This window comes from Azospirillum baldaniorum, assembly GCF_003119195.2.
Lineage (GTDB): Bacteria > Pseudomonadota > Alphaproteobacteria > Azospirillales > Azospirillaceae > Azospirillum > Azospirillum baldaniorum.
Genome location: NZ_CP022255.1, coordinates 255,561 through 267,388, shown reverse-complemented (window position 1 = coordinate 267,388; position 11,828 = coordinate 255,561). Strand labels below are relative to the sequence as shown.

Below are 11,828 nucleotides of genomic sequence, written 5' to 3'. Positions count from 1 at the left end.
GCTTTAGTAAAATGCAGGGTTATGAAGTCTGGAATTCACGCCATGAATTTGAACCGCATCGACTTGAATTTGCTGGTGGTTTTCGACGCGATCGCGCGCACGGGCTCAGTGAAGGATGCCGCTCCGCAACTGGCGCTGAGCCAGCCGGCGGTCAGTCATGCGTTGAACCGGCTCCGGGTCCTGATGGACGACCCGCTGTTCGTCCGCGCCCGCAACCGGCTGGTGCCGACGGAGCGGGCGCAATCAATGATTGGCCCGGTGGCGGGAATCCTCCAATCCGTCCGTGTTCTGATGAACACCAACGGAGCGGACGCGGTTGAGGAGAACCGGCATTTCCGGATCGGCATCAGCGACTTCGCCGCCCTGACCATCGTGCCCAGGCTCACCCGGAAGCTTCAGCAGATCGCTCCCAACGTGACGTTGGAACTGATCAACGTCGGGGAAAACACCCTGAACCAACTTGCCGGCGGCGAACTCGACTGCACCTTCTGGGGGCTCCAGCCGCCGGAGTCGCCTTATCTGTCCCAGTTCCTGTTCCATGACAGCTTCGTGGGGTTCTGTAGCACCGACCACCCTTTGATGGAGCTGATCGATCAGGGCATTTCCCTTGACGATTATTTGCGCTATCCACACGCCATCGCCCAGTTCCGCGCCTCCGGTTCGAGCCCGATCGACGTGTTCTTGAAGGGCATCGGACGTCACCGGACCATCGCCCTGCGCTCCCCCAGCTTCATGAGCAACATCACCGCCATCGTGGGGACGAGGATGGTGGCGACCCTGCCGTCCCTGCTGGAATCGATCGCCCTGTCGCAAGGGCTGTTGTCCTTCCCACTGCCGTTCCTGATCCCGCATTTCAACTATTCGCTGGTCTGGCACCGCCGCACGGAGGCCGACCTTTCCGGCATCTGGCTGCGGCGTCTTCTGGTGGAGATGCGCTGAGCGCAACTCCGTCAACAGGCTGTTCCGGACGCGGAACAGCGGCCTTCGCGCGGCCCTGCGCACCCACCGAACGTCGAGACCTCCGGCGGAGCGTCGAGACTCCTGGCCCGATGCCATGCGACTGGGCGCCTTGGCGCAAACCGGATCGCCGGCCGACGGGCACCGGATCGAACTCCGCCCGGTCTTCCGACGGTGCGGCTTCGCCTTCCGTCCCACTCGGCGGGGCCGCCCGGCCCACTGCTACCGGCGGGCGTCGGCACCATCCTCCCGCACAACGTAGGTGTAGAAGCGCACCGAACCGTCCGGCTCGGTTTCACGGTAGAGGCCCTGGATCTCGTTGTCGAAGCCGGGGAAGCGGTTGGCGCCCTCTTGGAAGACCTGGAGATACTCGATCATCGGCCGGGCGCGCTCGTCCAGACGCTCGCCCGGCACGATGGTGGCGATGCCCGGCGGATAAACGACGAAGAGCGTGGTGGCAACCCGCCCGGCGATCCGGTCGATGGGCAGGTAATCGACGTCGTTGCGCACCAGCCGGCGCACCGCCTCGCGCGGCGGCATGACCATCTCCGGCAGATGATCGGGGCGGAACATGCGGCGCTGCAGCTCGTTGGTGCGGCGCTCGCGGTAGAAGCCGTGCATCTCCGCGCACAGGTCGCGCAGCCGGCGGCCGGCGTAGCGGGCGGGCCGCCGGGCGACGAACTCGGGGATGACGTCCTCCAGCAACGCGTTGTCGTCGTGCAGCCTCTTGAAGGCCACGAGCGCGCTCAGCAGCGTGCCGGCCTTGCTCGATTCCACGCCCGGCGTCAGCAGGAAGAGGATGGAGTTCAGGTCGTTCTTCTCCGGCACGATGCGGTTCTCGCGCAGGTACTGCGCCACCACCGGAGCGGGGATGCCGTGCTCCTCGTAGGCCCCGGTCCGCCGGTCGAAGCCGGGGGTGAGCAGCGTCAGCTTGTTCGGGTCGGTCATCGCGTAGCCGGCCGCGACATGGCGGAAACCGTGCCAGTGCGCGCCCGGTTTGAACACCCAATGACGCACGTCGGAGGCCAGCGCGTCGGTCGGCACCTCCTCCCACGCGATCTCAGCGCCGTCGAACGAGACGCGGTCGGGCACGAAGGGGTCGAAGAACCAGCGGCGCGCCGGGGCGCTCTCGCGCTCCTCGAACTCGCGGCGGATCGCGCGGATCTTCTTGCGCAATTCCACGCCCAGCCGGATCGTGTCGTCCCACAACACCTCGCCCGAGCGGCCCTTCATCATCTGCGCGCCGACGTCCAGCGACGCGAACAGCGGGTAGAAGGGCGAGGTCGAGGCGTGCAGCAGGAACGTCTCGTTGAAGCGACGGTGCTCCACCCGGCGGCGCTGCCCGCGGATGTGGCTGTCCTTGACGTGGATCTGCGAGGCTTGCGAGAAGCTGGCCAGCTGCTTGTGGGTCGACTGGGTGGCGATGATGCCCGGATGGCCGTCGTGCAGCCCGTCCAGCCCCATGGCGAAGCGGCCCTTGAACAGCGGGTGGAACTTCAGGAAGCCGGCCCACGCCTCGTCGAAGAGAATGTAGTCGCAGAGGTGACCGATCTTCGCCAGGATCGTCTCGGCGCTGTAGATGGTGCCGTCGTAGCTGCACTGCTGGATCACCGCGGCGCGGAACGGTCGTTCACGCTTCCAGGCGTCGGGGTCCTTGACCAGCGGGTTGCCGCGGATCTTCGCGCGGATGCGCTCCTCGTCCAATGCCTCGTGGTCGATGGGACCGATCAGGCCATAGGCGTTGCGGTCGGTTTCCAGAAACACCGGGATGCCGCCGCCGAGGAACAGGCCGCCGTGGTGTGCCGCCTTGTGGTTGTTGCGGTCGAACAGCACGAGGTCGTCCTCGGCGACCAGCGCCGACAGCACGATCTTGTTCGAGGCCGAGGTGCCGTTCAGCACGAAGTAGGTGCGTTCCGCACCGAAAATCTTCGCCGCTTCCTTCTGCGCCTTCAGCGCCGGTCCCTCGTGGACCAGCAGGTCGCCCATCTCCAGCACCGAATTGTCGATGTCGTCGCGGAACACCGCCTCGCCCAGATGCTCGACGAAGATCCGGCCGATCGGGCTGCGGCTGTAGAAGATGCCGCCGTTGTGCCCGGGGCAGGTCCACAGCTGGTTGCCTTCCTCGGCGTAATCGACCAGTTCGCCGAAGAAGGGCGTCTTCAGCGTCTCGGCATACTGCTTGAGGCGGCTCACCAGATTCTTGGCGATGAACTCCGGCGTCTCCTCGGCCAGAAAGACGTAGCCGTCCACCTGGTTCAGCACGTCCACCGGAATGTTCTCCAGCCGCTGCCGACGCACCAGCAGGATGATCGGCATCTCCAGACCGCGCTTGCGCGCCAGGGCGATCAGCGATGCCGGCTTGCCCTCCAACCCGCGCTTGCCCCAGTCGACGATCATGCAGCCGATCGCGGCGTCGGTGCGGATGGCCAGCTCGGCGTCCTCCACCCGACGCGTCCGCACCACCTCGAAGCCCAGCCGCTCGACCTCCGCGACGATCTGCTGCACGCGCACGCCTTCCAACTCGTCGGGGTCGAAGGCCGGGGCGCAGACCAGGAAGGAGAAGCGTCGGAAAAAGTCCATGCCGGACCTCCAAAGGGGAAACGTGAAGGGAGGAAGACGTCAGTCGCCGGCCTGGACGGTGCCGCCGCGAACGTCGTCCGGCAGTTCCGCGTCGGCCTCGCCCAGGCTGCGCTGCAGGAAGACGCTGTCGGTCCAGCGTCCGAACCTGAAGCCCACCGAGCGCAGAACGCCGGCCCGGACGAACCCGAACGCTTCGTGCAGGCGCAGCGACGGCGTGTTGGCGCTGTCCACCACGGCCACCATCTGGCGGCAGTCGGCGGCCGTGCAGGCCTCGATCAACGCCGGCAGCAGGCGCCGGCCGATGCCGAGACCCTGGCGGTCCTTGTGGACGTAGATCGAGTGCTCGACCGTGTAGCGATAGGCCGGGCGTTTGCGGAAGGGGGCGGCGTAGGCGTAGCCGACCACCACGCCCCCGATCTCCGCCACGAGGTGCGGCAGGCGCCGCTTCAGCATGGCCTTGCGGCGGCGCTTCAGCTCCTCGGGGTGCAGCGGCTCGATGTCGAAGGGACCGAGGCCGTGCTGAATGTGGTAACTGTAGATCTCCAGCATCGCGGCCACATCCGCCTCCGTGGAGGGGCGGATGGTGATGGAGAAAGACGTGTCGAACACCGGTCTGCCCCTGCGGCCTGCGGAACGGCTTCGCGCCGGGTGGGCAACCTAACCGAACTCGATGACAGGCGTGTGACGCACGGCCGGGGTTTCACGAAAGGGTCATCGAATTCCGGTGATGGGCGGCCGGGGTCCGCGAACTGCCGCATGGCTCCATCAGACCGTGGGGATCGTCCCGCCATCGATGACATGCTCCGCGCCGTGGATCGCGGACGCACGATCCGAGGCCAGGAAGGCGATGAGTTCCGCCACCTCCTCGGGCCGGGCCGGGCGCCCCAGCGGGATGCCCCCGAGCGCGTCCAGGATGCTTTGGCGCGCCGCCTCCGGCGTTCCGCCGGTGCTGGCGGCGATGCGGGACACCAGGGCGTCGGCGGCTTCGGTGTAGATCCAGCCCGGCGAAACGACGTTGACCCGCACGCCCTTCGGACCGAGTTCCTTCGACAACGCCTTGCTGTAGGTCGTCAAGGCGGCTTTCGCCGCCGCGTAGGCGGTCGTGGAATCGTGGAGCGGCAGTTGGCGCTGGATGGATGAGACGTGGACGACCGCGCCGTTGCCGCGCGCGATCATCTGAGGCAGCAGGGCTCGATCGAGCCGCACCGCCGCGAATAGGTTCAGGTCCAGCTCCGCGCGCCAATGCTCGTCCGTCAGGGCGGCGAAGCCGCCGCCGGGCGAGGCGGAGCCGCCCAGAACATGGACCAGCACGTCGACGCCGCCAAGGATCTCCATGGCCGCTTCGGCGAGGCGCAGGGGCCCCTCCGGGGTGGTCAGGTCCGCCACCACGAACCGCGCGCCCGCCGGATCGTCGGACCCGGCGCGCGCGGCGGTCAGGACGTGGGCGCCGCCCGCGAGGAACCGTTGGACGGTCGCCCGGCCGGCGCCCTTGGTGCCGCCGGTGACGACGACGCGGCGCCCCTGGAATTCGGCGGGATCGATGCGGGCGGGCATCATGCGATCTCCAGGGCGGCGATCACAGGCGGACGTTCGTGGTCCATGCGCTCTCTCCGGGAATGCGTTGCGTCGGAGAAAGGGTGCTACTAGGCTTTCCGGATGACAAGAACCGACGAAAAAGTAAGGTACTTACCGGAAGGTAAGCGTGCTTCCTACACGGCGCGATCGGCCGCCCAGAGCGTGCAGAACGCGCTCCGGGTCCTGGAGGGCCGGTGGAAGCTCGTCATTCTGTTCCAACTGTTCGGCGGCCAAGTCCGGCGCTTTTCCGATCTGGAACGGGCCATCCCCGGCATTTCCCAGAAGATGCTGATCCAGCAGTTGCGTCAGCTCGAAAGCGACGGTGTGGTCGGGCGCATCGTCCACCATCAGGTCCCGCCGAAGGTGGAGTACCATCTGACGGAATGGGGCCAGTCCCTGTGCCCGGCTCTTGACGCTCTGCTGATCTGGGCGGAGGGCGCGCCCGCCGAACTCCGGTCGCGCCTCATCCAGGAGGGGCCGGACGGTGACGCGCAAAAGCCGGAAACCAGCGTGACGTAGACGGTGTCGGCCACGACCCATCAAACGCTCGATGCCATCCAGGCGGTGCTCCCCTGCTGGGCGGATCGCTGGCCTCCCGTTGCCACAGCACGGCTGACGACCTCGCCGTCAAGATTGACGAAGTACGCCGCGGTCCGCACAAGCTGCTCCGGCGTGAGGCCGTTGGCCCGCAGTTCCTCCCACATCTTCTCCATCTCGTGCTCCGGCCGACCAAGATAGGAGTCGGTGATGCGGTCCATCAGCTTCTGCTGGTCGGCCGTCACATAGGGCATGTAGCCGCGGTCGTTGACAGGCAGCGCCATCTGAAACGCCGGCGGGTCGATGGTTCGGCCCTGGACGACCTTCTCCCGCTGGCGCTTGTACGCATCCAGTTCCTTTTGCAGCCGGGCGATCTCTTGACTCTCGGCCGGCTCAGTCGATGCCGGCGCCGTCACGGGAGCCGGCGCTTCGGAAGCGTTCGCCGACAGCAGATCCGAGAAGCTGGTCGAGCCGGTCGGTTGGCCGGCGCCCGACATCCGGCCCCGATCCGAAACGACCGCCTGGCCGACGGCCATAGGGTGCCCAAGGACGTGCATGTTCACCTCCACTGCGGTTCATGGCTCGCGCCATGCGATGCCGAGCAAAAGCAAAGGTTGTGCCACATCGCCTCCCGCCGATGAACGCCATGCCGGGCACCCGTGACGCCGGTGCGGACGTCTTTCGCTTGGCGGGACTCTGCCCATGGGCACAAATTGCCGGCCGGACTTGCCGGAGGCATAAGCATCGCGGTGTTCCCGGCCTCCGACTTCGTCAACGGCCAGTTCATCTTCGCCGATGGCGGCTTCATGGCCATCTACGGACCAAGGCCGTCGGCTGAACCTCCGCCGCTCCGTCCCAGGTCGGGATGCCGAACGGAGCGGTGAACAGGCCGTCCGCGCGTTCATGACCGGCGGTCCGGATCCCGGACCACGGCGTGCGATTGACTTGTCCACCCGGGATGCCTAAACAACTGGAACCGCTGCGTACCAGCGAACCAGTTCAGCGACTGGAGAGCGGCATGGAAGACCCTGATTCCGACGTCTCGCGCCACCTGCAGAAACTCAAGGTCCGACGCCCGCCCGACATCATCATCGAGCAGATCAACGGCCTGATCGCCCGCCGCATCATTGAGGCGGGGCAGAAGCTGCCCGCGGAACGGGTGTTGGCCGAGCGCTTCGACGTCAGCCGCGGCACGGTGGTGGAAAATCTCAGCGAACATGTGCCGCTCGGCCCCATCAACAACATCCTCAACGCGGACGACACCAGCCCGGAGATGCTGATCGAGGTGCGCAACGCCCTGGAAACCCGACGCGCAAAACCGTCGAAATCCCTGCGGGAGACCGGGTGAGGACGGGCTCGCCCTTGCCGGAACCGCGCAACGTCACTCGGACCGTGGAGGTGATGGACGCGATCCGTCAGAGGATGGCGGACGGCCGGCTGTCCCCAGGCGACCGGCTGCCGTCCATCCGCCGGTTCGCCACCGCCATGGGCGTGTCGCCGTCGACCGTGGTGGAGTCCTACGACCGTCTCGCCGCCGAAGGCGTGATCCGCTCGCGGCCCGGTTCCGGCTTCTACGTGTCCGGCTCATTGCCGCCGTTGGCCCTGGCCGAGGCCGAACCGCGCCGCGACCGGGCCATTGATCCCTTCTGGGTGTCGCGCCAGTCGCTCGACGCCGACGCGGAGATGCTGAAACCCGGATGCGGGTGGCTGCCGGCGGACTGGATGCCCAACGCCGCCCTGCGCCGCGCCATCCGCCGTCTCGCCCACGCCGACGACGCCGTGCTGGCCGACTATGGCAGCACGCACGGCTCGCTTGCCCTGCGCAGGCTCCTGGCGCGGCAGTTCGCGGAGGAAGGGATCGCGGCGGGGGCCGACCAGATCCTCCTGACCGGGTCGGGAACCCAGGCGATCGACCTGATCTGCCGCTTCCTGCTGCGCCCCGGCGACGCGGTGCTGATCGACGACCCCTGCTATTTCAACTTCCAGGCCCTGCTGCGCGCCCATCAGGTCCGCATCGTCGGCGTGCCCTACACCCGCGACGGGCCGGACACCGCGCTCTTCGCCGAAGCGCTGGCCGAACATCGGCCACGCCTCTACATCACCAACGCGGCGCTCCACAACCCGACGGGGGCGACGATGTCGCCGCAGACGGCGCACCGGCTGCTCAAGGCCGCCGCCGCCCATAACGTCACCATCGTCGAGGACGACATCTTCGCCGGTTTCGAACCCGACCCCTCCCCGCGCCTCGCCGCCCTGGACGGGCTGTCCCAGGTCATCCGGATCGGCAGCTTCTCCAAGACGCTTTCCGCCTCGGTGCGCTGCGGCTATCTCGCGGCGCGGCCGGACTGGGTGGAGGCGCTGGTCGATCTGCAGGTCGCGACGAACTTCGGCGGTCCGAGCCCGGTCTCCGCCGAACTCGTTCTCGCCACCCTCGGCGATGCCGGCTACCGCAAGCATCTGGAGGGGCTGCGGCGCCGTCTGGCTCGGGCGCGGCGCGAGACGGCGGACCGGCTGGCGGCCCTCGGCCTGCACCCCTGGCTGATGCCGCGCGGCGGCTTCTATCTCTGGTGCAGCCTGCCGGACGGCCGGGACGCGGCGAACGTAGCGCGGACGGCGCTGGACGAGCGGGTGATCCTCGCCCCGGGCAACGTCTTCAGCGTCAGCCAGTCAGCCGCCGGCTATCTGCGGTTCAACGTCGCCCAGATGAGCGATCCGCGCGTTTTCGAGGTGCTGAAGCGCGCGATCGCGGCGGCGGAAGGATAAGGTACCGTTCGGCGACGGATGCGCGGCTGCCCGCTCTGCGCTATCATCCACCCTGGAGTGACTACAGGGTCAAAGGGGTTTGTGATGGCGCAGCAGGATCTGTCCATCGGCGCGCTCGGCAAGATGACCGGCACCAAGGTCGAGACCATCCGCTTCTATGAGAAGATCGGCATCCTGCCGGCGCCCGCCCGCACGGCGGGGAACTACCGCAGCTACGGCCACGACCATGTGCGGCGGCTGACCTTCGTCCGGCGGGTGCGTGATCTCGGCTTTCCGCTGGAGACCGTCCGGGCGATGCTGGATCTGGCCGACCAGCCGGACCGCCCCTGCGGGGAGGTCGACGCCCTGGTGCTCGAACAGCTTCACGAGGTGGAGCGGAAGATCGCCGATCTGGAGCGCCTGCGCGAGGAACTGGACCGGCTGGCCCACCAGTGCCGACGCGGCGGCCGGATGGCCGAGTGCCGCATCATCGAGGCGCTGTCGCCGCACCACGAGGATGGCCGCTGCTGCCCGTGACCCGGCGGGTCCGCAGGCCGATGAAGACAATCCATGACCGGGAGCCGAGACATGGCCGCCGTCACCCGCGCGGATCTGGAAAACCATCAGGTCCCCGTTTATTTCGCGGCGGTCGTCGCCGGGCTGCTTGCCGCCGCCGTCGTGCCGGGCGACGCCTGGGGAGCCGGCATCAACCCGTCCCTCGCCGCGCTGATCTACGTCACCTTTCTCCAGGTCCCGCTGGGCGACCTGCGGCGGAGCATGACCAACACCCGCTTCCTGTCGGCCCTGCTGCTGGTCAATTTCGCGGTTGTGCCCTGCGTGGTCTTCGGGCTGGTCTCCGTCCTGCCCGCGGAGCAGGCGGCGGTGCGGCTCGGCGTGCTGCTGGTCCTGCTGGCGCCCTGCATCGACTATGTCGTCGTCTTCACCCATCTCGGGCGCGGCGACGCGCGGCTGGTGCTGGCGGCGACGCCGGTGCTGCTGCTCGTCCAGATGCTGCTTCTGCCCGTCTACCTCGGCCTGTTCGCCGGGGAGGGAGCGGCGACGCTGATGCGGCCGGGTCCGTTCATCGACGCCTTTGTCGGACTGATTGCCGTGCCGCTGGCGCTCGCCGGGGCGACGCAGGCCTGGGCGGCGCGCGGCGGTGCCGCAAAGGCCGCCGCGGACGCCCTGGCGTGGCTGCCCGTGCCGCTCATGGCGGTGGTGCTGTTTCTCGTCGTCGCCGCGGTCGCCGCCGACGTGGCCGCCCAGGCGCGGGCGGTGGCCCTCGCCGTGCCGCTCTACATCGCCTTCGCGCTGGCGATGCCCTACGCCGGCCGGGCGGTGGCGCGCCTGTTCCGGCTCGAGACCGAAGCGGCACGGGCCGTCGTCTTCAGCGGCGGCACGCGCAACTCCCTGGTCGTTCTGCCGCTGGCCTTCGCCGTCCCGGACGGCGGGGCGCTGGTGCCCGCGGTGGTGGTGACGCAGACGCTGGTGGAGTTGGTGGCGATGCTCACCTACGTCCGCTGGGTGCCGCGCCTCGTGCCGGCGCGCTGAACCGGAAAAGGCGCTTCACACCAAGGAGGCGCCGCCGCACACCACGATGCGCTGGCCGGTGATGCTGGCCGCCGCGTCCGACAGCAGGAAGGCGGTCAGCGCCGCCACCTCCTCGGGCTTCACAAAGCGGCCGATGGGAGGCCGCTTCGGCTGCACGCCGGCCCGGTTGGGGTCGGCCAGCATCGGCGTATCGGTGGCGCCGGGGGCGACGATGTTCACCGTGACGCCGCGCGGCGCCTGCTCGATCGCCCAGGAGCGGGCCAGCCCCGACAGCGCCGCCTTGCTGGCGGCGTACTGGCCGCGCCCGGCCGAGCCGTCCGACGTGCGGCTGCCGATCAGCACCACACGCCCGCCCTCCTCCATGGCAGGGACGGCGTGCTCCACGAGCTGCGTCGCCGCCTCGACATGCAGGCGCCACATCGCCCGCGCATCGGCCGTGGCGCTGTCCGTCTCGCCCAGCCGGCCGACGCGCAGGATGCCGGCGGCGTGGACCACCGCCCGCACCGGCGGCAGGCCGGCCAGGGCGTCGGCCAGCGCCTCGGCGTCCATCAGATCGACGGCGACGAAGCGCAGGGCCGGATGGTCGATGGCCGGGGCGGTGCGGCTCAGCCCCACCACCTCCCAGCCATCGTCCAGCAGGCGGGCCGCGATGGCCGCGCCGATGCCGGAGCTGACCCCGGTCACCAGCGCCCGCCCCGGCGACGCGGGCCGCTCCACCTCGGGCCGCCCCACCTCGGGCCGCCCCACTGCCGGCCGCTCAGCCATTGTAGCTCATCGCCTGGGCCTTCACCGCTTCGGCGTCGAAGGCGTTGATGTCGTCGATCAGGTCGTTGGTGTAGAAGCGCGACAGGTCCTTCGCCTCCATGCCGTTCAGCGCCATCTCGGTGGTGAACTCGTCCGGGTTGATCTGGCCCATCTTGAAGCCCGGATAGGGAGGCTGGTAGAGCTTGATGCGGCGGCTGACTGCGACCAGCACCGCCTTGACCGCCTCCTCCTCGCTGCTGCCGCGCGGCGCGGTTTCCGGGTAGAGCTTGAGGAAGGCCTTGGCCCCCGCCGTCGGGTTGGCGAGCAGGAAGGTCGAGGCCTTGGCCGCCGACCGGCCGAAGCCGACCATCAGCGCGCGGTCGGTCTTCAGCCGCTCGCGCAGCGTCATCAGGAACTGGCCGCCGATCATCGGCAGGCCCTGTGGGCGGGTCAGGATCTCGAAGGGAATGCCCGCCCCCTCGATCAGGCCGAAGCCGGTGTCGTAGTAGGCGAGCGCGTCGACCGCCCCGCGCTGCAGCGCCACGCCGGCCGGCACCCCGCCGCCCACCGCCGTCCACTTCACGTCGCGGTCGGGGTCGATGCCGAGATTCTTCAGGACGTTGCGGGTCACCGGATATTCGGTGCCGCCGAAGTCGGACACGCCGATGTTCTTGCCCTTGAGGTCGGCGTAGCTCTTGAGCGCCGAGCCCGGCTTCACCGCCACGTCCCATTTGTAGGGGTAGGTGTACTGGTAGAAGCTGATGGCCTCGCCCCATTCGCCCTTGGCGAGGATCGGCAGCGCGTAGGACGGCACGGCGATGCCGACCTCCACGTCGCCGCGGTCCACCGCGACCTGGACGTTGGCGTTGCCGCCCACCGCCATGCCCTTGACGGTGAAGCCCTCGGCGGCGTTGTAGCCCAGCGCCTCGCCGATCAGCAGGTTGATGACGCTGGCGTTCAGCGACTTCAGCCCGACGCCCAGCCGCACGGTGCGCGGGGCGGACTGCGCGAAGAGCGAGCGCGGGCCGAGCGCCATGGCGGCGGCGAAGACGCCGGCGGCCTGCAGGCACTGGCGGCGGGTGACGCTGAAGTTGGTCATGATGGTGTCCTCCCCCTTGCTTGTGTTGTTTGGTTTGAAATCG

Annotated in this window: 12 protein-coding genes; 6 read left to right on the top strand and 6 right to left on the bottom strand. The window is 68.6% G+C overall.

All coding sequences use genetic code 11. The features are described from left to right. Positions 1–42 precede the first annotated feature (42 nt). Positions 43–939 (top strand): LysR family transcriptional regulator, encoded by an 897-nt coding sequence (locus Sp245p_RS23560; protein ID WP_014199121.1) that lies wholly within the window; start codon positions 43–45, stop codon positions 937–939. Between the two features lie 240 nt (positions 940–1,179). Here Sp245p_RS23560 and Sp245p_RS23555 read toward each other — a convergent pair whose 3' ends face one another. The 3 genes from Sp245p_RS23555 to Sp245p_RS23545 all read right to left on the bottom strand — a co-directional run bounded on the left by Sp245p_RS23555 (position 1,180) and on the right by Sp245p_RS23545 (position 5,091). After that, positions 1,180–3,537, bottom strand: a complete 2,358-nt coding sequence (locus Sp245p_RS23555) for an Orn/Lys/Arg family decarboxylase (RefSeq protein WP_014199122.1) — start codon at positions 3,535–3,537, stop codon at positions 1,180–1,182. Between the two features lie 39 nt (positions 3,538–3,576). Continuing rightward, positions 3,577–4,146, bottom strand: a complete 570-nt coding sequence (locus Sp245p_RS23550; protein WP_014199123.1) for a GNAT family N-acetyltransferase — start codon at positions 4,144–4,146, stop codon at positions 3,577–3,579. Positions 4,147–4,302: 156 nt separating this feature from the next. Further along, positions 4,303–5,091, bottom strand: coding sequence for an SDR family oxidoreductase (locus tag Sp245p_RS23545; protein WP_041814051.1), 789 nt, complete (start codon positions 5,089–5,091; stop codon positions 4,303–4,305). Between the two features lie 102 nt (positions 5,092–5,193). Between Sp245p_RS23545 and Sp245p_RS23540 the strand changes: the two genes are divergently transcribed. Further along, positions 5,194–5,631 (top strand): winged helix-turn-helix transcriptional regulator, encoded by a 438-nt coding sequence (locus tag Sp245p_RS23540; protein WP_052584501.1) that lies wholly within the window; start codon positions 5,194–5,196, stop codon positions 5,629–5,631. 20 nt (positions 5,632–5,651) lie between these two features. Here the strand turns inward: Sp245p_RS23540 and Sp245p_RS23535 are convergent, their stop codons facing one another. Next, complete coding sequence (locus tag Sp245p_RS23535; protein ID WP_014199127.1) at positions 5,652–6,206, bottom strand: hypothetical protein; 555 nt, start codon at positions 6,204–6,206, stop codon at positions 5,652–5,654. Positions 6,207–6,667: 461 nt separating this feature from the next. Here Sp245p_RS23535 and Sp245p_RS23530 point away from each other — a divergent pair, with 461 nt between their 5' ends. The 4 genes from Sp245p_RS23530 (at position 6,668) to Sp245p_RS23515 (ending at position 9,942) form a co-directional block, all read left to right on the top strand. Further along, positions 6,668–6,997 carry a FadR/GntR family transcriptional regulator gene (locus tag Sp245p_RS23530; RefSeq protein WP_014199129.1) on the top strand — a complete coding sequence of 110 codons (330 nt, stop codon included), beginning with the start codon at positions 6,668–6,670 and terminating at the stop codon, positions 6,995–6,997. Positions 6,998–7,050: 53 nt separating this feature from the next. Continuing rightward, entirely contained in the window at positions 7,051–8,412 is a 1,362-nt protein-coding gene (locus Sp245p_RS23525) for an aminotransferase-like domain-containing protein (protein ID WP_052584532.1), read from the top strand. 84 nt (positions 8,413–8,496) lie between these two features. Then, entirely contained in the window at positions 8,497–8,928 is a 432-nt protein-coding gene (locus Sp245p_RS23520) for a MerR family transcriptional regulator (protein ID WP_014199131.1), read from the top strand. Between the two features lie 33 nt (positions 8,929–8,961). Further along, positions 8,962–9,942, top strand: a complete 981-nt coding sequence (locus Sp245p_RS23515) for a bile acid:sodium symporter (protein WP_244439539.1) — start codon at positions 8,962–8,964, stop codon at positions 9,940–9,942. 15 nt (positions 9,943–9,957) lie between these two features. Here the strand turns inward: Sp245p_RS23515 and Sp245p_RS23510 are convergent, their stop codons facing one another. Then, positions 9,958–10,707, bottom strand: a complete 750-nt coding sequence (locus tag Sp245p_RS23510) for an SDR family NAD(P)-dependent oxidoreductase (RefSeq protein WP_014199133.1) — start codon at positions 10,705–10,707, stop codon at positions 9,958–9,960. Beyond that, positions 10,700–11,785, bottom strand: coding sequence for an ABC transporter substrate-binding protein (locus Sp245p_RS23505; protein WP_014199134.1), 1,086 nt, complete (start codon positions 11,783–11,785; stop codon positions 10,700–10,702). The genes Sp245p_RS23510 and Sp245p_RS23505 overlap by 8 nt, the downstream gene beginning before the upstream one ends. Between the last annotated feature and the right edge of the window lie 43 nt (positions 11,786–11,828).

Excerpts from the sequence above, each read along its gene's own strand:
- Sp245p_RS23560 (WP_014199121.1), top strand. The coding sequence starts at position 43 with ATGAATTTGAACCGCATCGACTTGAATTTGCTGGTGGTTTTCGACGCG.
- Sp245p_RS23555 (WP_014199122.1), bottom strand. The coding sequence starts at position 3,537 with ATGGACTTTTTCCGACGCTTCTCCTTCCTGGTCTGCGCCCCGGCCTTC.
- Sp245p_RS23545 (WP_041814051.1), bottom strand. The coding sequence starts at position 5,091 with ATGCCCGCCCGCATCGATCCCGCCGAATTCCAGGGGCGCCGCGTCGTC.
- Sp245p_RS23540 (WP_052584501.1), top strand. The coding sequence starts at position 5,194 with ATGACAAGAACCGACGAAAAAGTAAGGTACTTACCGGAAGGTAAGCGT.
- Sp245p_RS23535 (WP_014199127.1), bottom strand. The coding sequence starts at position 6,206 with ATGCACGTCCTTGGGCACCCTATGGCCGTCGGCCAGGCGGTCGTTTCG.
- Sp245p_RS23530 (WP_014199129.1), top strand. The coding sequence starts at position 6,668 with ATGGAAGACCCTGATTCCGACGTCTCGCGCCACCTGCAGAAACTCAAG.
- Sp245p_RS23525 (WP_052584532.1), top strand. The coding sequence starts at position 7,051 with ATGGACGCGATCCGTCAGAGGATGGCGGACGGCCGGCTGTCCCCAGGC.
- Sp245p_RS23520 (WP_014199131.1), top strand. The coding sequence starts at position 8,497 with ATGGCGCAGCAGGATCTGTCCATCGGCGCGCTCGGCAAGATGACCGGC.
- Sp245p_RS23515 (WP_244439539.1), top strand. The coding sequence starts at position 8,962 with ATGACCGGGAGCCGAGACATGGCCGCCGTCACCCGCGCGGATCTGGAA.
- Sp245p_RS23510 (WP_014199133.1), bottom strand. The coding sequence starts at position 10,707 with ATGGCTGAGCGGCCGGCAGTGGGGCGGCCCGAGGTGGGGCGGCCCGAG.
- Sp245p_RS23505 (WP_014199134.1), bottom strand. The coding sequence starts at position 11,785 with ATGACCAACTTCAGCGTCACCCGCCGCCAGTGCCTGCAGGCCGCCGGC.